The following is a 22108-nucleotide window of genomic DNA, read 5'->3' as shown; positions in this document are numbered from 1 at the left end:
AAATAGTGGGTAAATATAACAGGTGTGTTGATTAGCCTTTATTTTACAAAGAAAACCTAGAAATTTGTTGATTTCCGTTGCGGGGGACGCTTTCCTCGGGGTGCGGCTTCAACTAATTTATTTCGGCATTCGCCGAAATAAATGGATTTTCAGCTCGCACTGATCCCGATGGAGTCGCCCCCTCCACTCCAATCAACGAGTGTATGCCTATTAAAAAAGCATTTCCCCTATAAAATACGTTAATTAATATACATTATTTACATAATCAACACGCCTGTAAATATAATTTAGTTTGTTCATTTAAAAAATATATAACAGCACTTTAAATAAAAAGGTTGTCTGAAAAGTTGCGTATATTGCTACCTTCCAGACACTTCCTTGTATTATTCTAATAAGAATCAATAATATTTTCCATTGATTCCTCGTCTAAAGCGCCAATAAACTTTTCAATAATATTGCCATCTTCATCAATGAAAAAGGTTGTCGGGATTGTGATTACTTCATAAAGCTGACCTACCTCACCATCAATATCAAGTAAAACAGGGAATGTCAACCCGTAGCCATCTACAAAGCTTTCGGCGTTACTGACGGAATCAGATGCTGTTAAATTGACAGCCAGTACCGTAACATCGCCATCCTCATTATTTTCATGGAAATTTTGCAAATGTGGCATCTCTGCTTTACATGGAGGACACCATGTCGCCCAGAAATTTAAAATAACCTTTTGTCCTTTATAATCCGATAATGAAATAGTTGAGCCATCGATTGTTTCTAACGAGAAATCAGCAGCTTGCTCAGCGTTTTCACGTTTGTCCTTTTTGCCCATGGTGTTCGCCACATTGAACACGACAATGATAATAGCGATGGCAATAATGGCGATTGATATAATTTTTTTAACCATTTGTTCTCTCCTTTATTGTAAAAAGAATTGAGATAAAAATGAACACGCTAAATGTTAAAAGTTTCGTTAATGTTAGCGTATGCTGTAGCGATAAAGTTAGTAGTTCAATCATGAAAAATAGTAAAATCCATTGCTTATTCAGCTTGTTGCTTAATGATAAAATTAAAGCACCGATTCCAGCTTGGATTAGCGCGAATAAAAAGTTGCTCTGTAATAAATTAAAAATTGCTTCGAAAGCGTAAATATAGAGCAGTGCAGCACTGAAGGCTTGTCTTTTGATGGAAGGGTATTTTTTAGGTGCTAATAAAATAATGTAGATTGTTGCAACAAATAGCCCGAGCCAGTGCCCTTTAATTCCACCGTTAAAATAAAGCAATCCGAGTATGCTTTCCCAGTAGAATAGAATATAGCTTAATTTCCAAATAATCACGTAAATAACAATCGCATTGCTGAACCAACCATCTAGCTTTAGGGAAAGTAAAAAAGCTGCTGCTAAAAAGGCTATCCATAGCGCTGGAATAGAAATACCGAATAGTTGGAAATAGGTCATTATTTTAATGCATTTTCCATATGTTTTAATAGCTCAGAGGCAGAAATTGTTTGTTCTCCTCCGCCTTGTACCAGCGCATCGCTACCGCCGCCTTTGCCATTAATAATGGCTAAAGCAGTTGCCGCCACATTTTTCATGCTGAGCGTGACATTTTGCCCGCGTGCCGCTACGAATTGTAGCTTGTCTTCATTGTTTGCGGCGAGTAGAGCAATGGCTTCCACATCAAGTTGTGTAATAAAGCGTGCTAGCTTTTGCAATGCTTGGATAGAGCGATTTTCAAAATGCATTGCTACGATATGCTGCTGTGCTCCCGCTAATAACTCCTTAGCTTCATATTGTAATAAGGCTTCTTGTGCCTCAGCTAAGCTTTTATCCGTAGCTTTCGCGCTATCCATTACTTTTTTCAATGCTGTTGCTGCTTGCTCCTCGGGTACACTTAGCTGTCTAGCTACATCTGTCAGAACAATCTTCCGCATTGCTAGCTCTTGTAACACACGTTCTCCACAAACAAAATGAACGCGAATTTGCTTTTTCATTTTTTCTGTCGCCATAATCTTTAATTGGCTAACTTGCCCAGTAGATGTAGGATGTGTACCACCACAGCCGTTATAATCGTAGTTTGGGATAATAACGAGGCGAATGTCCTCATCAACTGCTACATCTTTTCGTAAGTTATACTCAGTTAGCTCATCCTTCGTTACCCATTTTGTTTCAATTGAACGATTTTCTAAAATAATTTTATTCGCACGTGCCTCAGCTTGTTGGAGCTGTTCCTCAGATATTTCTTCCGTATCAATATCTATGGAAACGAAGCCTGTTCCTAAATGGAAACTTGTTGTCGCATAGTTGAATAATTCGACAAAGGCGGCTGTTAAAATATGCTGGCCTGTATGCTGTTGCATATGGTCAAAGCGGCGCTGCCAATTAAGCTGGCCTGTTATCTCACCTAAAGCTAGCTGTCCATTCACATAGTGACGAATTTCTCCCTCTATTTTTTCGACATCTATCACCTCTACATCATTCAGCCAACCTGTATCGTGTGGCTGCCCACCACCTGTTGGGTAAAAGGCTGTATTTGAAAGTACGACATAGTCTCGTCCATCATTGCCAATATGTAAAATTTTTGCTGAAAATTGCTGTATTGTCGAATCGACATAGTATAGTAAATCCTTCATTTTTTCATCTCCTTTGCCTTCTATTTTGTCATATGACTTACGCGCTGTCATCTAGTTGACGCATAGTAAATTTACGCTATCATTAATAAGACGACATATATTTCGCAAAGGGAGCGAGCAAATTGAATATTACACAATTTTCGGTTGAAGAAATTAAAGACCCAACAAATATTATTGAAGGCAAGCGCTATGAATTTTTATTAGATGTAGAAATCGATGAAGAAGACGAGCTCTATTCTGAAGCAGGCATTGAAGTGCGTGTATTAATTGGCCATCATGAAGAGGAAGTGCGTATTTTAAATTACTTCATTATCGACAAGGCGGAAAACGAATATTTAGATTTCGCGTTAGAGGATGATGAGGAAGCGATGATTTTAGCGTTTTGCAAGGAGCAGCTTGTGACAGAGTGAGGGGAAGAAAAGCGCATTTACAAGCTACGACAAGCGCTGTAGAAATGCTTGCCAGACTGCGACCAACTGGGGGGGCGAATGCCTAGACACTAATGCAAAAACCTTATATTTTAAAATAAAAGAGGACGCCCAAAGAGCCGCGTAATTGCTGGCTTTTTGGCGCTTTTTGTTTTCTAATTAGATAATATTTCCAAAAATTAAATTTAATAAAGCATGTTAGATTATTTTAATGCGACACCAGTGTACAGCTTTTTATAAAAATTGGTCAAATTCTACTGTTAATCTAAAAAACGATACCTTTTAATGAAGAACTGTCTAAAGAAAAATACCCTTTTTAGGATATATAACTTAGTGGTGGGATGATTTCACAAATCTCACTCTCTTCAAGAAATTTGGTAACTATACTTGCATGTGAACTACCTACTATAAATAAAATACGTTCCTCTTCTGTATCAATTAGATGGACTAAATTGGAAAACATAATTAAATTTCTTTTATACCACCAACTTAGCCATTCTATACCGATATAATTATTAATACCACCAATACGTGCTATATTTACATACATTTTATGCATTTTTTTGAGGGAAGTAGGAGTATTTAATTCCTTATAATAATCTATTACACTTTTATTTTCGGATAATTCAGAAAATGGTAGTTCCTCATATATTTTATTTAAAAGTCTTGATTGATTTTCTTTTGCCCAACTTTCAACTTCTCTATACTCCATATCTGCTTCACCCATCCAATCAGTTGGAAAAATTCTTTCATGCCCCAACTTTAATCCTAAGCGAAATCCTACTTGATATATTTCATTCATCTCTAGTTTATATGCACCTAATTTATATTGTTTATATTTCTCATTACAATAATCACTCTCCTCTGGTACCATTTCAACTGCAATCTTTGTTGGGTTAAAACTTGCTAGTTGAGATACTAATTTTTCTATTTCAGTTTGCCTTCTTTCAGAATGTAAACCTTTATGTTCAGACATATGAAAAGATCCTAGAACAAGAATTTTTGCTTTTTTTAAATTCATTGTATATTCTCCCTTTACCTGTTTTTTGATATTGTTCCAGTATATATAATTTCCACCCCAAATTAGCTCTTACGTATTTCTGAAGATAAAATCTATCAGCATATATGGATAATATATAAATATCCATTCTAGAGAAAAGTGATTTTTTGTAAATTCTGTATCGTGCATAATATCCATTTTAATCAATTTAATTGTCCTTTTAGTAAATCCTTTGAATAAGTTGAAGTTGAAACATGTTTGAAGGCGCTAAAACCTTTACAGATACCAACGCAATGACTATATAGAGTTGAAATTTTATTACTTAATTATTTATTCATCCAGCTAGAAAATTCCGATAATATATGACTTGTGAAAATATTATATATTTACACAATATCCACTGTTCCCGGTAACGCAGGATAATATCTGTTTTCTTGATACCGAATACTTCAACAATTGTGTCATTTTTCCCTGTTACATTCGGTGGGGCTCTAAAAATTTTTGAACAGCTGAAAAGCTACTATGATAACCTTCTTGAACAATCACTTCAAATATTTGCTGAATTGTATAATGCTGCTCATTATATAACAGAATAGTCTCGTAAAACGGTTTTAGTTTTCAGTGATTAGGCTTTAACTTTTATATTTTACTAGCTGGTGTTTTTCGTTCTAAATACTTATAGATTGTACCTCGATTGAGTAGATATTTTCTTGCTAATGCAGTAACTCGTAAACTTATTTTACATTTTTCGGATTAAGAGAATAACATGACATTCGCATTCGTCAATTGGGAGTACAATAGATTGTTTTCTTTGCAATTATAACTATTCTTCTCCAACTTCATTTGTTCAATCTAGAAGTATTGAAATTGGCTGAAGGATAGTTAAATCGCAAATTAATGTGCCCCAGAGATGACCTTTTCTAAAGGCAGAATCATCGATACCAATTGCAGTAAGTACTAGTATTGAAACGATTGTATTGCTTATTAAACGTAAAAATGTAACATGACTAAGAAAGGGTAAAAATGATTTTGTTACACGCTCAGCTTATTTACAACTCATAGAAAAGGCCATTTCACGAAGTACTCGTTATAAACGTTCTGTTTGTCTTGCAAATGGTTTCGTCCAAGGAAAATGCTCTGTAAATATCCGTTGCGGATAGAACTTTTCTTTACAAAACAAATTTCGAAAATATAAGTGAATCAATATATGAAAAGTTTCAACACTTAAATCATTTAAATATCGTTTATAATGATTATAAAACTTTTTAATTTGTTTACCACGAGACGGACAAAACAAGTAAGATTTCTTGCTTCACAATTGTAATATAATAGTCTTTTCTTTTTCCTCATTTGATTGGATGACTAACTAACTTTCCGGTATTTTTCATGGAATGAACATAGTTGTCAATCCTTTTTAATTATTATACCAAAAAATGATAAATAGATAGTATCGCCAAAAATGTGTAAGAACCATTATGTTTTAGTATTTACATAATATAAAAAGTTAATACTCTGGTATGTGACTATATATTTCAATCTACTTGTTTTATTTGTTATTATCTGGGGATTATACCGTTATATCTAAAGTTTTGCGGTATGAATCTTTTGTAACCTTTGAGGTTGCTATTGATTCAAATAAGTCATGTCGGAATAAGAATTCGGGTTATTCACCAGAATAATACACCTTCTGATGCATTTAGTTCAGGTTGATAAATTATCAATTGGAAAAATGCTGTGTTATAGAATCAAAAGCTATTTTATAGAGCATATTTCGTAAAAGGCATTGTCATGTCAAATCTGTTATAGAAAATTACTTTAGCATTATGAAATTTTAATTCCTTTATTTAAAAGAATTAAAGAGAGCGAGCATTTTAAATTATCATTGGTAATATGTACCAATTACTCCAATGCATCATAAATTATGAGGAAATTAAAAGAGGCTGGGACAAAAAGAAAAAATGTTAGACCAAGTAGGTTGCGGTCTAACATTTTTTTGATTTAAAAAGGACTATTTAACTCTTTGAAGCGAAAAAGTTGTTATCTATTTTCGGCATTTTTCGAAATAATAGAGTTATGTCCCAGCCTCTTTATTCAAGCTGTCTATAAAAATAACTGTGTCTAACTTTAGCTGTCGTTTCAATTTGATTGATTTTATTAAGCAAATTTCGTTTTATAAACTAATTATAAGTTATGAATTTTACTTTTCTATTTTCGATTTGGTATACACAGTCATAATTAGAAAAATCCTCTTCACTAATATGATGACTAACTTCAATAATTGCTTGAGGTAAACTAAATAAGGTATTGTGAATACCTTTAGCAGTTTCGTTATCGAGTGCGGCCGTTACTTCATCCGCGATTAACAACTCGCGTTTTCTCATGATGGCTCTTGCAATTTCAACTCGTTGATTCTGTCCACCGGATAGATTTTGACCATTTTCACCGAGTATAAAATCAAGTCCTCTTTCTTGGACGACAGTCGACAAACCAGATAATTTAATTGCTAGATACAAGTCTTCCGTTTCAAAGTCTTCGCCTAATTTGAGGTTGAATTCTAGAGTATCATTAAATATCATGGGCGTTTGACGAATATAACTAATATTTTGCTTAATATCACGTATATCGCGCTCGCTTTTACCACCATACTTTACCATTCCATCTGTTAGGAGGGTATGTTTTTGAATTAAATTCAGAATGCTTGTTTTACCAGATCCTGACTCACCAAGTAGTAGTACCTTCTCTCCAGTTTGGATTTCTAAATTTATACCATCTAATACTAATTTACTTTCGAATTCTAGGGTACCTTCTTGAATTTCAATTGGAAGAATACTCTCCTTAGAAAAATTCTCTGTTTGTTTATATGCTTTATTTTCCTCTTCAATTTTCATGAGTTTTTTACGTATATCAATTGTCGTTGACAGTTTGTTAATACTTTGTGCAGCCACAGAGAGTGGGTTAGCAATGCGATCGCTTGCTATGAACACAGCTACTAATGCAGCAACTTCTAGCGAGCCATTAAACACAAAGAGCCCGCCTATAAAGAATGGAATTAAGCTTAATATATGGGATGAAACATATGCAGTTAAACTTGCTACTGCTTGTGCCATAGTCATCTTAATATTTTTATCTTGTGCATTAGCAATACTATCTTTTAATCTATTAAAGAATGTTTGCTCACGCTGATAACCAATAATGGTTTCAATACCTTTAATATCTTCAGTTAATTCCTTTGTGAACTCTTCGTTAGCCTTGCTCCAATTTTTAGCGCTGTTTTCAATTTTCTTTTGATATAGCTTTGGAGAAATCATCGTAAGCAAAGCGAATACGATAAAAACTAGACCTAGCATAGGATTAATAGACAAAATATATCCACTCGCTACAACAGCTAAAAAAATAGTTTGAACTGCTGTAATCCAGGCCATTATATAATTACTTTCTAATAACTTAATATCATTTTGAATAAAAGAAAGTACATCTGATGAGCTAGTCAGGGAACCTTTTTGATATGTTTGGACATGGTGTTCATAAACTGAAGATGTTACACTCATATTAAAGTTTTTCAGTAATTTCGCTATACTATATTGGTAAAAATATGCACCTATACCAAGAAAGAGGAATCCGACGATCCCAAATCCTATCCCGAAAACGAATTCATGCATTACTCCGTTTTCCAACCCGCCAATAACTAGTCGTATGGTCTGAGGTAATAGAAAACCTTCTATGGACGAAACAATCAAACCAATGAAAACAAAAACTACATACTTAATACTCCCGTATTTTATAATGAATTTCATTGTACTATCTCTACCTTTTGTTTTTGGTGATTTAGTAATTCTTCTGCTATAGTCAGAACTATATCAGTACTAGTAGTATTCTTTTCGCTGTTAATGTACGATACCCATCTACTAATAACAGAAATAATTCCTATTGATCCTGTATAAAAATCATGAGAAACCTTAAGTAATTGCTCACCAGGAAAACCTATCAATTTATCTTCGGAATCACTGAATACTTCGAAGAGTCTAAATGATGAAATCTGATTTTCTATACTGCCAAACATCTGAGAATTCTTTTCATCTAATTGATGATATGAGATTAAAAAGTCCGTTAATCCTGCGAGTCCTCTCATTAAACCAGGGAAATATTGAACCTTATGCTCTAAACCTAATACAATCTCATCAAGGAGAACTTTATACTCCGGATTACTTGTTGTACGATAAAATAGAATTAATAACATTCCAACCCCAGAAAGTCCATTATATAAAAAAGCGGACTCTACGGTTGTACCACTACTTATTTTCTTTCTGTTAATTGTTATATTTCCAATGTTATTAGTATAGAGCATATGTAAAACTTCTTTTAATATTGTTTCCGACGCTTCTAAATATCTTTTTTCTTCTGTTACGATGTAAGTTAATAATAAAGAAAGAGATACTCCAGCTTTTCCTTCATAAAGTCCTAAATAATCTAATTCCTCTGCAACTATCAACTGGTCTGCTAACTCCATCGCTTTTTCTTTTGCTTCCATGTGATTTGTTTTTATCCAGTAATACAGATGCATAATAACTAATCCAGCTTTACCGTAAAACAAATCATTTAATATTGGTACGGGTTGTGCAGATACTTCCTTGTATAAGCTTTGAGCTTCTTTTATAAAACCTAAATTTAATAAATAGACTACTATCCCGGAGCTTCCCATTAGCAAGCTTGTTGGCAGATTTTTAATACTAGCAAATTCTTTTTCAAAAATTTCTAAGCTTATTTCTTCTAATAGAATCGAAGTTGGCTCATCTAAATTTTCACATGTTTGATAAATCCCAAATAATACCCCATATATTCCATGACTAATGCTGAAAGGATTCGTATTAAAAATATGTGGATCTGCTGGGATATAATAGCCTTTATCTTTTGTGGAAAAATCAAATAAATCATATATTGAATTTGTAAGTTCTAATAAATCGGATTTTTTATATTTCGTAGACAATTTACTTCTATGACTAATTAAGCCCTGGTTTTTGAAATGATTTAATAGGATTTCTAGATATTCATCAAGTAAATAAGGTACTTTTTCTTGAGCCCATTCCAACAATGCAATTTTTTTAGTTTCATCTAATTCATACAGGTTATTTATGGGATATATCATAACCATACCTAATAGCATTATTTTATCTAAATCTCTTTTCACTATATCTTTCTCTTTAGAACGATATCCCAATGTATATACTTCTGATTCTTTTGTTTCATCAATATACATAGAATGTTCTAAATCAATTATTCTAACATTAAATGAACCATCTTCCTTTTCCTCTAACATAACATTTGCGTCTGAAATATCATAAATGACTATACCGTGTTCATGAATAATACTTATTTTTTTAACCAATTGATTGAGTATGTCAAGTATATTCTCGTAATATTTTTTTATTTTAGATACATCTTTCTCTAGACTGATAAGAGGATTATTTAAGTATGTGTATTCCCTTAAAGATATACCTTCGATTCTTTCTTCTATTAAATAACCATTTCCATGTTCTAAAATAAAATCATCAAATTTCGGAGTTATTTTAGTTTTTTCTAATTTAATCAAAAAATTTTTTTGTCTCTCTAGTCTTTCGAGAGCATACATATCTGTTTGATCTAAAGCTGAATATTGTCTAGCTTCTATTGCAATCCATTGCTTTTCATCCTGATCCTTTACAATATATATCCCTCCGCTAGAGGAAAATTGCAAAGCTTCTTGAGGGGTGTATTTTGATAAAAACACAGAATCTTTTTGTTTTTCAGTATTTACTTGAGGGACAACTAGGTCTTCAACCCATTCTGGAATTCGATAATAGGGTACTCGCATATCTTGGACTAATTTGTTTTCATTGTTTGTGATAAATGTTTCTATTGTCCCCCTTTCAGAAATACTTCTGATTGGATTAATTTCACCATATCGATAGAACAAGATTTTTGAATCCTTATAAGGTTTGTCAGTAAGTATATATGGCCCTTCAAAATTCTTTGTTTTTTGGTACAAATCTTCTAATACTGTTAACAGAGTATCTTCAGTAGGGTATAAAACAATGAATTTTCCGTGACTGACTCGTGGAGTGGCCTTATCATTGATTTCTCTAAATTTCTCTATATCTGCTGTGAATTTGAAATTTATTTCATTTTCGACACAATAATTAGCTACAACCTTAAACACTTCTTCATGATTACCAATCGTTGAAGAAATGTGTATTTTCCACCCAGCTGATTTTTGATTAGAGCCATTTCTATTAAAGAAAATTAAAGTCCATGGTTTTTTAGTATAAATAGTTACATTGTCTTCATCGAGATTAATTAAATTTATAAAACTATCTTTTCGATGTTCAAAATGGTTATCTATTAGATAAAATAATGTGTTATTCTTAAAAGCTCCAAAATGATTAGAGTATTTCACTGGTAACATTTCATAGCACCCCTTTGATCTTTAATGATGACTTTTACAGAGCAATCGCCAAACTTGAGCAAAAATGAAGAAATCTTTGCTTTTATAAATTTAATTTACTCACAATCCCTCAGATATAATATGAGTTTTGTCATATTTGGAGAACCCTCCACCTTCCCTCTATATTACTTATGTTTATTTGCTACCTGGTATCAATTCTTTACTTGCTTTAATACGTAAAAAATTAATCTGCTAATTTTTGTATATAAGTAATGAAATAAAGAGGCTGGAACAGAACTCAATTATTTTGAAAAGAGAGAAAATAGATAATAATTTTCACTTCGGCGAGTTAAATGAGACCATCTAAACTAAAAAATGTTAGATCACTTATATGTGAATCTAACATTTTTTCTTTTTGTCCCAGACTTTTTTTAAACACGTGTTGGAGTTGGACCGTTACAGCTATTAAATACACATGAGCCAAATGGTGACACCTCATTATTAAAAGCTGTAGAAACCTCCATTTTTTGTAGGTCTAATAAATTCATATTTTGCACCTCCTCTATTGTATAAATTTAGTTTAATCGGTAATATCGAAATAGTGTAAATTATGTCATATTTGAAAATTCCTCAATTTTCCTTTTAAATATTCTTCATGATTATTTGCTGTATTAATATCATTTAAATCATACATAATTTGTATTGCTTTCTTGCACATTGAAACCCCAAGTGGACTATTTCCTATAATAATTTTATATATTCCAGTTAAATATAGTAATTTTATTTTTTCAAAGTAGAGATCGCTTCGCTCAATTATTTTTTCAGCAGAAGTGATAAAATATGATATACTTGTTGTTCTATTTAACTCTATACAAGAAACAATAATGTTTAACAGAACTCTTACTAAGTGTTCTTTGTTTTTCTTAATACTTCTATACATTTGAGTTTTATTTAGAATTTCTTTAGAGAAAGTAATAATAGAATCAATTGACAGAATGCTCATTGAATTACCAAATAGCATTAACTCGTATAAACCCCAATTTTCAATACTAAATAGATAATTGTTTAGTGACTCAATATCTGTATTTTTCATTTCAACTTTCTTATCTAGATTATGAGCTAGAGCCCTAATCATAATAGCATTATATTCATAGCTTTTGAAATTGTACTTCTTCAATTTTTCTATTTCAACCTGTTCTAATTTGAGTAATAGTGTAAGATTATTATTCTCATATGCCACCCGAACATTTCGCATTAATACCTCCATTTGTGTTGGGCGATAATCATTCGAGATAAATAAAAATTCATCCATTGTTATGTTTAATCTCTCTAATAGTAAGTAGAATTTAGAAAGTGAGATATCTGAATCACCTCTTTCAAATTTTGAAAGAAAAGATGGGCTTAAAATACCTTCGGATACTTCTGATAAAGAGTAATTTCTATCTAATCTTAAATTTCTAAAAATGAATCCTAAGTTTTCCATATTTCCTCCTGAATATTTTAATATATGACATTTTTCTTAGGTTTATATATTTCTATTTTACAATTAAATTGAGCTTTTGTATTTATTATGGAGGTGTTTATATGAAAAAGATAATTATTTTACCAATTTTAATTTTAAGTTTAGGTATATTAATAGTCATAGGTGGAGAGCCGGATACTATGATAGATAGACTTTTTATTTAAAATAATACACATGTGTTGGAGATAATAGAGAGTCATGGACATACTCAGGCTAGGTTAGTAAAATAACTTATATGAGAGGACGTGTCCGAAATGAGTTAAAAAAAGTATAATCAAGAGTTCAAACAAACAGTGGTGGAGCTTTATCGGAAGGCACTGAAAAACTATCACTTTTCAATTTAAGAAGCATGTGTAAAACAAGGTCTATTCTGTTCGATTTTGAATAGAATGGACCTTGTTTCTTTGTCTATTTCTTACTGTTTTTTGTTTAGGAGCTTTGGTATTCGTTTTAAATTGACGGCGAAGATGGTTGTGGCTCCTTGAATTTCCATACTAAATAAACCCGCCGATCTTGCTGTTTTAAAACCATAGGGGGTTCTTCAATTCACTATTTTTGCTTCAATTTTATAGCGATTTTTCGCAAGTGCCTTAAATTCCTCCATTTCCTGAAACACGGCTTGATCCTGATGAAGTTTGGAGTGAATCGTGACACTATAGGTTTTACTTTTCGCGCCTGCTCTTTTTTATCAGTGCGTGCTTTTCGAGTAGCTAGATGTCCTGCTGGACAAACAAACATTCCTACATCTTTATTGTAATCAAACTCGATCTCTGGTTGCCCATTGCCGTTTGTAATGATGAGATTTAATTTTGAAACTAATTTTAGATTTTGTGGTTTTGTATAATCTAAATTATCTTATCCTGAATAAGCTGTATCCCCAATCACTGTTTCAATTTCCATGCCTGTTTCTTTACTCTTCTCAATTAATTCTTGTAGGTAGTGCCCATTGCTTTTTTCACCTGTTGTTACAATCGCCGCTGTAATAATCCGTTCATCACTCATCACAATATGCGTTTTATAGCCAAAGAAAGAAGAGTCCGCTGATTTGTGTCCTACACGCGCATCTGCATCATTCGAATCGCTTAATTGGTCTTCGAAATCTTCAATGACTTCTTTTAATACATTCACCTTTTCTTTTACAGCTGGAATTTGTGCAACCTTCGATTGTGTTTCTGCGACTTTAATGATTTCGCGACAGTATTCTAATTCTTCTTCAATTTCATTAGATGTTGGTTTCGCAGGGAATTTCCCAGTCATTTCAACTTCTAACTGATAGACCGCTTTACGTACGTTTTTCGATTTTTCTTGTAAAAACTCTTTCGGTGATTTTTGATGATAACGAGCTTTCGTGTACGTTGCATCGACAATAATCATTTTACTTAGAAGTAGTCCTTTTTCTAAGGTGATTTCCACCGTTTTTTGAATGGGTAAATCAAGTAAATTCATATCCTGTAAACGTAGGTGACGGAATTTTGTCAGTGAACTTGAATCGATGACATCTTCCTCAGGCGCCATTTCTAAAAAATATTTAAACGACAGATCATATTTTGAGCGTTCAACCAAATCTGCATCAGATAAATCATAAACTGCTTTTAAGTAGTAAATATTTGAATATACGGATGGGTGGGACTGCATTACGACCGTTATCTAAACAATACTTTAATTTGAGTTCGTCCAGGATAAAAGAAAAATCCACTAATTCATTCATCTGACGGAGCAGATTATCTTTTGGAATAATTAAATCGTACAGTGCCATATAAGGACTTAAATTCAATGTTTCTTGTTTAGAAATCATCCTCGCATCACTTCTAACTTTACTTTATTATATGACGAATTAAAAACTCATTCACTCGAATGGAGTTCTATTGGAGTGAATGCGTTAAATATTTGGATTTTTTCAGTGCCCTCCTTTATCGCTCTGGCACTTCGGTCAATCAACTATCAAGCGAATATGGTGTATCAGAGGTAACAATTTATAAATGGATTAAACTTCATTCTCCGATTGAAGGGACAAATGAGTTAACGGCAGCTGAAGTTACTGCGATTCAAAAGGAAAATCTACGCTTGAAGCAAGAGGTAGAAATCCTAAAAAAGGCTATGACCATATTCGCGCAAAAATAGACGACCAAGAACTCATCGATCACATTGAAAAAGAAAGCGAGCATCAGCCTGTTCAACTGATGTGTCGCGTATTAAAGCTGCCTAAAAGTACGTATTATCAATCATTTCATAAGAAGCCTAACAGCTATCATGTCGCCAACGAGAAGCATTTAGTGCGCATTCGTGCCATCCACGCAGATAGTGGTGGACGGTACGGGGCACCGAAAATCTTCGCTCTCTTAACACAAGAAGGTTATACAGGTAGCATTGATCGCGTTCAGCGCATTATGAAACACGCAGGCATCCGTTCGAACATTGTAAAAAAGTACAAACCGACCTCATCTAGTGGTCACGTGGAAGAACGTGAAAACGTGCTCGAACAGGACTTTACAACCGAAACCATCAATGAAAAGTGGGTGGCGGATATTACATATATCCACACAGTTCAAGATGGCTGGTGCTATTTGGCGTCGGTACAAGATTTACACACGAAAAAGATTGTGGGTTATAAATTGGGTCGTTGGATGACGGTGGACCCTGTTTTAGACGCGCTTGAAAACGTAGCAGCCCGCACCAGGCTTAATTTTGCATTCCGATTTAGGGACGCAATTTACAAGTGAAGATTTTTGTAAGAAGTTAGAGCGACATGGCATCACACCTTCCTATAGTCGGAATGTTGTCCGTATGATAATGCGTGTATTGAATCATTTCACGCAACCTTGAAAAAAGAAGAAATTTATCGCACACGCTCCGCCAATTTTGAGATCGCTCGTATCGCTCTGTTCTGCTACATTGAAGGCTAGTACAATCGCACGCGAATTCATGGGAGCATCGGCTATTTATCATCTGATGCCTTTGAAAAAATCTGTCGTGCCACGGCGAAAACGTGGGTGTTGGAAATACCCATCCCAACATTTTTGTTTGGCGACATCCATATCTTTTTCGCTATACATTCCAAGTAGCTCGTCTAAGTGAAAAGAGCATTTGACGGGTTACTTGGGATGTGGAACAATCCATTCAGGATGATGCCCAAGAAAAGACTTAGGCAGAATGTGTTCGGAAACTTGACGTAGATCCAAAAGCCATCACCGTCGAAATATAGACACTTAAAGCGACACTTATTTGTACTTGAAAATAAAAATATTGAGTCACTAAAAGAATCCATTTCAAAAAAGTTCTAAATAAGATTGCTAGACCGTCTATCCCTTTACGCATATCCATTTTCCCACAAACAATATAAATATTTTGCATATGTGTAAGGTCGTGTTTCATTTTAACTTAACTCTTTCATAACAGCTTGGATGATATGCTTATCTACGCCATTGAAGAAAAAGATTTCAACCACAGCATTTTTGATTACACAGTTTGGTCCAGCGGTCTGCTAGAAAGAATCAATTGAAGAATTTGCGCTTGGGAGGGTCTAGTTGAACTGGCATGATGGCTTATTCGTTACTTAAGGTTTTTGTAAGCTTGCCATTAAATAGACGTAAGGTACACACGTTACATTTAGGACGGATATTTCAAAAGAAGGAGCTGTTCATAAATGCAATCGTCTGTGACACCGAAAGAAAGAATTCAAGCCCTCGATATTATTCGAGGCTTTGCATTGTTTGGCATTTTATTTATTAATATCGCAGGCTACCAAGTATTAGTTGAGGGTGGTCCAATGCCTGATTTTACAGGCATTAATCAAACGATTGATTCATTAATCAATGTTTTTGTAGAAAAGAAATTTTACTCGATATTCTCGTTTTTATTTGGGGTAGGGTTTTATATTTTTGCATCGCGTGCCGAGGCACGCGGGGATAAACCGAGATGGCGCTTTGTAAGACGTTTACTTGCATTGTTATTAATCGGAATCGTGCATATATTTATTTTCTGGGGCTCAATTTTAGTTTTTTATGCGGTGATAGGCCTTTTATTACTGCCATTTTATAAAGCGGGTTTAAACACGATTCGCAGTTGGTTAATAGGTTTAATCACACTTCAAATTGTTGCAACAGCACTACCGCTTTTTGTACCTACTACAGATTCAGCCGTGCCAAGCATTTTCAGTAATGATTCAATGATTGTATTCATAATGTTTTTATCTGGTTTCTACGTATCAAAGGCAGGCTGGATTCAAAACGTAAAAGAAGTGAAGCAGTTAAAGCTTTTATTTATTGGGCTGTTGCCGTTTGCGGTGGGTAGCATGCTATGGATTTGGTTTGCATCTGAAGGGAATAACGGAAATCTAATGCAAATTATGGCACTAGGAACAGTGCCGATTACGTATTGCTATTTAATTTTATTATTTTGGATTTTCTCGAATCCAACTGCTGTAAGGCTATGTCAGCCTATCGCGAAAGTTGGGCGAATGGCTTTAACGAATTATATCGCACAAAGCTTTATTGCTTTAGCCATTATCTCGGTTATGGGTCTGGAAGTTGTAAATTCGAAGGATATTATGATCATTGCACCAATGGTCTTTGCTATCCAAATTGGATTTAGCGTAGTTTATTTCAAGTTTTTCAAGATGGGACCAATGGAGAAATTATGGCGCTGGATGACCGGAAAAAGTACGGGTGCCAGGCACTCAAACAATTTAGACACAATTTAGTTGCAATTCATGTATGATGGGGTAAAGGGAGTGATTGCGATGAAGTATGTTATTGTTGGTGGGGATGCTGCGGGAATGAGTGCGGCGATGGAAATTTTGCGCAATGTCGATGATGCAGAAATTACAACACTTGAGCGTGGAGAAATTTATTCATACGGACAATGTGGGCTACCGTATGTAATTGACGGGCGCATTTCTTCACCAAATAATTTAATTGCACGCTCGGCATTGGAGTTCCGAAAGCGGGGTATTGATGCGCGTATTCAGCATGAGGTGCAGGAAATTGATTTTGAGGCTCAGATTGTGAAGGGGCTGTACCGGGATGAAGCTTTTGCTATACCGTATGATAAATTGTTAATTGCTACGGGTGCTAGCCCAACGATGCCTAATTGGGAAGGGACACATTTAGCCAATATTCATACAGTGAAAACAATTCCCCAAATGAATGAATTATTGGAAAGCTTACAGCATACCCGTCATGTTACTGTGCTAGGGGCGGGCTACATTGCGCTTGAAGTAGTAGAAGCATTGAGGTCGCGCGATTTACAAGTGCGCTTAATTCATCGAGGGAAGCAGCTTATGTCATTGATTGATGAGCAGTTGGCTGAGCATGTGCTTGCTGAGGCACAAAAGTATAATGTAGAAGTACTATTGAATGAGCAAGTAACTGGCTTTATAGGGACTGAGACAGTTGAAGCTGTCGTGACAGAGCAGGGAAGTTATCCGACAGACCTTGTCATTGTCGCAACAGGTGTCAAGCCAAATACAGAATTTGCTGCTAAGCTGGAGCGTTGGGATAACGGGGCCATTATCGTAAATGAACATATGCAAACATCATTACCAAATGTTTATGCCGCGGGCGATTGTGTGGCACATTTCAATTATATCAAAGGTGATTATGATTATGTGGCGCTAGGCACAACAGCAAATAAGCAAGGGCGCATTGCGGGGCTTAATATGGCTGATAAGGTAAGCCGCTTCAGGGGTGTGGCAGGTACGGCTATTTTAAAGTTCTTTGATTTAGCAATCGGCATGACTGGCATCACATCAAACGATGCAGACAAGCTTGATATAGCATATGATGTGTATACCCATACAGCAAACCATATCGCTGGTTATTACCCTAATGTGCGGCCTATTCATTTACGCATGGTTGTGCAAAAAAATACGCAAAAGTTATTAGGCTTGCAGGCAGTCGGTGCAGGCGTAGATAAGCGCATCGATGTTTTTGCAACAGCATTAGCGGCAGGTATGACTTTGCCCGATTTATTGGATATAGATTTTTCCTACTCCCCACCATTTAATGGTGTATGGGACCCGTTGCTTCAAATTGCAAAGAGGGTGCCAGGCACACAAACAATTCTCACACAATTTAATGGAGGGGCGTCTGAAAAGTGACTTTGGGTCACGTCCTTCTCTTGCGATGGGGGATTGCAGGAGCATGTATAGATATTATTATAAGTAAAGCTGTTCAGAAAATATTGTATTTTCTGGATGGCTTTTTTGTTTTGCTAATATATTGTCTAAAATTAAAATTGTTAATTAGTAAACAAAAATAGGTGTAATATTGTGTAAATTAACATGAAAAATAATTTATATGAAAAAAATTAACGTTATTAAGAAAAAAAATAACATTTTATGATTGACTTTTGAATATTCAGATAATATTATTGCTATAAGCTTTAAAGCTTACAAAAGGGATTTTATAAGACTAAGGGGGATTTTAATGAAAAGGTTTACATTTTTTATGATGATGTTATTAACGGGAATATTGTTAGTTGCATGTGGTAGCGATGATGGTAAATCATCCAAAGGAGATGCAGTGATTGAGGGTGTGCCTGAAGGGGTGCAGGGTGTGAAAATTGCGGTATTAAGAAACTTAGCGTCTGATGATCATACGAAGCAGTTTTTAGATGGGGCTCGTAAAGAGGGCGAAGCTTTAGGTTTTAAAGTAGATACGCATATTGTTGAAAATAATGATGCGAAATTCCAAGAGTTAGTGTCGCAAATTACAATGCAAGACTATGACGGAATTATTATTTCGCATGGTAAAGAGGACTATTCTTACGACATGATAAAACCAGCCGTGGAGAAAGGGATAAAAGTAACACTATTTGATACGGTTGCGTTAAAAGATGGCAAAGGTCATGAAGGAGTAACAGCAACTTTTCAAGATGATTATGAATTAGCTCGATTGTCATTACAAGAAATTGCTGAATTAAAAGAAGAGCCTGTAAAAGTAATTAAACTATGGTTTGGCGGTCTATCACCTTTAGATCGTCGTCAAGAAGTTTATAAAGAATTTGAAGATAAAAATGAAATTGTAACGCTCGAAACAATTGGACCAACAAATTTCCAAGATGTACAAGGAGATATTGCCGCTAAAGTGAATGCCATTTTAGCAAAATATCCACCGGGAACAGTGGATGCCGTCTGGGGGTCATGGGACGAATTAGCAAAAGGAGCATACAAATCATTAGTTGATAATAAACGTAGCGACATCAAATTAATTTCCATTGATGTATCGAACCAGGATATTAATTTGATGAAGGAAGATGGTAGTCAATGGATTTCTACAGCAGCAGTAGACCCTGCACTAATCGGTAAAATGAATATGAGAATTATGGCGAAAAAGCTAGCTGGCGAAGATACACCGGAGGAATATAATTTATCCGCAAATTTAATTAAACAAAGTGAGTTAAAGGATGACACTACGATGTTCAATTTAGCGGACATTATTAATGGTTGGGGCGAATCGTCTGATTTTGAGGAAGATTGGATGGAGAAATTGCGTGAACACTACTCTAAATAGCTTAATTAATAGCTAATTAGTAGCTCGCGGCACATTTTTTAGCGTGAAAATTATAAATTAAAACGCCTTTACACTAATAAGGCGTTCTTTCTTTAAATGAGAAAGGAGGGTACAAATGGAAAGTACGACTATTGTAGAAATGAAAGGAATTTCAATCGAATTTCCTGGAGTTAAGGCGCTAAACAACGTTAATTTCAAGCTAGAGTCGGGTACAATCCATGCAGTCATAGGAGCTAATGGTGCAGGCAAATCAACGCTAATGAAAATATTATCTGGTGCATACCCACATTATACAGGCGAAATTTTTATTAATAATCACAATGTGTCAATTGAAGATACAAAAAAATCAAAGGAGCTAGGCATAGATATTGTTTATCAAGAAGTAGACACGGCGTTAATCCCGTATTTAACAGTGGCAGAAAATATTATGCTCGATAATCTCGTCTTTAGTAAAAAATCGCTAATAAAATGGCAAGCAATCAAATCGCAAGCGAAAGACGTATTAAAGCGTATGGGCATCAGCATGGATATTGATAAAAAGGTACAGGATATTTCATTAGCTGAGAAGCAAATGATACTTATTGCAAGAGCGCTTATCCATGAAAGAAAGTTTTTAATATTAGATGAGCCAACTGCCCCATTAAGTCAGGCAGAGACAGATAAATTATTTTCCATTGTACGTGATTTAGTGAAAAATCATCATTTAGGCATTGTGTTTATTTCACATCGAATTCCTGAGCTTTTCAGTATTTGTGAAAAAATCACAATTATGAAGGATGGAGAAATTGTTAACGAAAGCCAAATTGCTGAAATCAGTCCTGCGAAGGTTATTGAATATATGCTAGGTAAGTCCTTCGATTTAGTACATCATAAGCAATTGAAAAATAAAGGGGATGCAATTTTAAAGATAACGAACTTAGTAGACGATTCAGGTCTAGTTAATGATGTCACATTTACTGTTGATAAACATGAAATAGTTGGGATAGCAGGGCTTGTTGGTGCAGGGAAAACGGAGCTTTGTAAGGCAATATTTGGTATGTCACATTTAAAGTATGGAACGATTGAGTTGGCTGGGAAACTGGTCAAGAATATATCACCTTATCATGCCGTAAAAAATAAATTTGGTCTAATTCCTGAAGAAAGAAGAAAAGAAGGGATTTTTGTAGAAGAGCCAATTTATAAAAATTTATCAATGGCGAACTTAGAATTTTTCGCAGGCTTTGCCAAATTTATAAACCGCCAAAAAGAACTAAGTGCCGCTAGAGAAATGATTAAAAAAATTGGTGCTAAAACACCGAATGAATATCAAAAAGTAGCTAATTTATCTGGGGGAAATCAGCAGAAAATTGCGATTGGCAAATGGCTTATGACAGATGCAGAGGTATTAATGTTTGATGAGCCTACGAAAGGTGTAGATGTCGGTGCAAAAGGCGACATTTTTAATCTAATTGATGAGCTAGCGATTGCAGGGAAAGGGATAATTTACGCCACAAGTGAACTAAATGAGGCGTTATTAATCACAGACCGTATTTACGTTATGTATGATGGCAAGATAGTTAAGGAGCTTATTACGAGTGAAACATCCGAGGATGAAATAATGTACTATGCAACCGGGGGTGATAGTTATGCAGGGGCTTAAAAATCTCCAATCTATAAAATTTATGAAAGATTGGGCAATTGTAATTGCGGTTATATTATTAATCATCATTTTTACTATATCGATTCCAACGTTTATGCAGACGGCTAATATCCTGAACATATTAAGAAGTATTTCAATCGTTACGATTATCGCAATCGGATTAACGATATCGCTTTCTGTTAATGGTTTCGACTTATCTATCGGCTCTACTGCGACATTAGCAAGCTCAGTAGTCGTTTCGATGTTTGTATGGTTTAGTATGCCAACAGGCGTTTCTATTTTAGTGGCATTGTTAGCTGTTTTATGTGTTGCATTATTCAATGCTTTTTTAATTGTGAAAATAAAGATTCCTGATTTATTCGCGACGTTAGCAACGATGTTTATTGTTGAAGGGGTTGCAATGACTTATACTGGCGGCGGTTCAATTTCTGTAGGGATGCCTCGATTAGACGGTACACCAACAGAGGGGAGTATTTCTTCCTTTTTCCTAACATTGAGTAAAACGCCATGGATTATCCTCATTATGCTATGTGTTGTGATTGTTGTGCATTTGTTTTTAACATATACGAAGCATGGACGCTTTTTATATGCTGTCGGTGGGAATGAAGAGGCAGCAAAATTGTCGGGCATTCCTGTCAATCGTTATAAGATGATGGCTTATATTTTTTCAGCACTATTAGCGGGTATAGGTGGTCTATTATTAGCATCACAAATAGGCTCCTCTCAAATTAACGCGGGAGCAGGTTATTTAATGCCAGCAGTTGCAGCCGCTTTTATTGGTCAATCCTTTGCAGGACATGGCAAGCCGAATGCTATCGGTACCTTATTTGGCGCTGCGCTTGTTGGTATTTTGGAAAATGGGTTAGTGATGTTGTCGGTGCCATATTATTCATTAAATATTATAAAAGGGCTTGTATTAGCTTTGGCTTTAGCATCCACATATTACAGTAGAAAAAAATAAGGG

Annotated in this window: 13 protein-coding genes and 2 pseudogenes; 7 read left to right on the top strand and 8 right to left on the bottom strand. The window is 34.8% G+C overall.

Going from position 1 to position 22108, the window contains the following annotated elements:
• Nucleotides 1-388: 388 nt before the first annotated feature.
• From MHB51_RS10715 to MHB51_RS10705, 3 genes are read right to left on the bottom strand one after another with little or no spacing between them, the layout of a single operon-like run.
• Nucleotides 389-901, bottom strand: a complete 513-nt coding sequence (locus tag MHB51_RS10715) for a TlpA disulfide reductase family protein (protein WP_066170639.1) — start codon at nt 899-901, stop codon at nt 389-391.
• The gene (locus MHB51_RS10710; RefSeq protein WP_066170636.1) at nt 894-1451 is read right to left on the bottom strand and encodes a hypothetical protein; all 558 of its coding nucleotides are present in this window, start codon (nt 1449-1451) and stop codon (nt 894-896) included. The genes MHB51_RS10715 and MHB51_RS10710 overlap by 8 nt, the downstream gene beginning before the upstream one ends.
• Nucleotides 1451-2626: a DHHA1 domain-containing protein gene (locus tag MHB51_RS10705; RefSeq protein ID WP_342558133.1), complete on the bottom strand. Its 1176-nt coding sequence runs from the start codon at nt 2624-2626 to the stop codon at nt 1451-1453. The genes MHB51_RS10710 and MHB51_RS10705 overlap by 1 nt, the downstream gene beginning before the upstream one ends.
• Before the next feature lie 122 nt (nt 2627-2748).
• Here MHB51_RS10705 and MHB51_RS10700 point away from each other — a divergent pair, with 122 nt between their 5' ends.
• Complete coding sequence (locus MHB51_RS10700; RefSeq protein WP_342558132.1) at nt 2749-3036, top strand: DUF6509 family protein; 288 nt, start codon at nt 2749-2751, stop codon at nt 3034-3036.
• A 334-nt stretch (nt 3037-3370) separates the two neighbouring features.
• Here MHB51_RS10700 and MHB51_RS10695 read toward each other — a convergent pair whose 3' ends face one another.
• From MHB51_RS10695 to MHB51_RS10675, 5 genes and pseudogenes are all read right to left on the bottom strand, one after another.
• Entirely contained in the window at nt 3371-4075 is a 705-nt protein-coding gene (locus MHB51_RS10695) for a DUF5694 domain-containing protein (RefSeq protein WP_342558131.1), read from the bottom strand.
• A 2156-nt stretch (nt 4076-6231) separates the two neighbouring features.
• Nucleotides 6232-7848: an ABC transporter ATP-binding protein gene (locus tag MHB51_RS10690; protein ID WP_342558130.1), complete on the bottom strand. Its 1617-nt coding sequence runs from the start codon at nt 7846-7848 to the stop codon at nt 6232-6234.
• Entirely contained in the window at nt 7845-10493 is a 2649-nt protein-coding gene (locus MHB51_RS10685; protein ID WP_342558129.1) for a lanthionine synthetase LanC family protein, read from the bottom strand. The genes MHB51_RS10690 and MHB51_RS10685 overlap by 4 nt, the downstream gene beginning before the upstream one ends.
• Nucleotides 10494-11085: 592 nt before the next feature.
• A complete protein-coding gene (locus MHB51_RS10680) occupies nt 11086-11955 on the bottom strand; it encodes a helix-turn-helix domain-containing protein (protein ID WP_342558128.1) in 870 nt (289 codons plus the stop codon).
• Between the two features lie 454 nt (nt 11956-12409).
• Nucleotides 12410-13789, bottom strand: a pseudogene (locus MHB51_RS10675) (IS1182 family transposase).
• A gap of 59 nt (nt 13790-13848) precedes the next feature.
• On the opposite strand from MHB51_RS10675, the pseudogene MHB51_RS10670 reads away from it, so the two are divergent.
• The 6 genes and pseudogenes from MHB51_RS10670 to MHB51_RS10645 form a co-directional block, all read left to right on the top strand.
• A pseudogene (locus tag MHB51_RS10670) lies at nt 13849-14894 on the top strand (IS3 family transposase); the annotation flags it as partial.
• A 743-nt stretch (nt 14895-15637) separates the two neighbouring features.
• Nucleotides 15638-16693, top strand: coding sequence for a DUF418 domain-containing protein (locus MHB51_RS10665; protein ID WP_342558127.1), 1056 nt, complete (start codon nt 15638-15640; stop codon nt 16691-16693).
• Nucleotides 16694-16732: 39 nt separating this feature from the next.
• On the top strand, nt 16733-18091 hold the full coding sequence (locus MHB51_RS10660; RefSeq protein WP_342558126.1) for an FAD-dependent oxidoreductase: 1359 nt from the start codon (nt 16733-16735) through the stop codon (nt 18089-18091).
• 328 nt (nt 18092-18419) lie between these two features.
• A complete protein-coding gene (locus MHB51_RS10655; RefSeq protein WP_066170620.1) occupies nt 18420-19505 on the top strand; it encodes a sugar ABC transporter substrate-binding protein in 1086 nt (361 codons plus the stop codon).
• A gap of 115 nt (nt 19506-19620) precedes the next feature.
• Nucleotides 19621-21144, top strand: a complete 1524-nt coding sequence (locus MHB51_RS10650) for a sugar ABC transporter ATP-binding protein (protein ID WP_342558125.1) — start codon at nt 19621-19623, stop codon at nt 21142-21144.
• A complete protein-coding gene (locus MHB51_RS10645) occupies nt 21131-22105 on the top strand; it encodes an ABC transporter permease (RefSeq protein WP_342471442.1) in 975 nt (324 codons plus the stop codon). The genes MHB51_RS10650 and MHB51_RS10645 overlap by 14 nt, the downstream gene beginning before the upstream one ends.
• Nucleotides 22106-22108 lie beyond the last annotated feature (3 nt).

This window comes from Metasolibacillus sp. FSL K6-0083 (genome assembly GCF_038630865.1).
GTDB lineage: Bacteria > Bacillota > Bacilli > Bacillales_A > Planococcaceae > Metasolibacillus > Metasolibacillus fluoroglycofenilyticus.
This window is presented reverse-complemented; position numbering and strand designations above follow the sequence as displayed.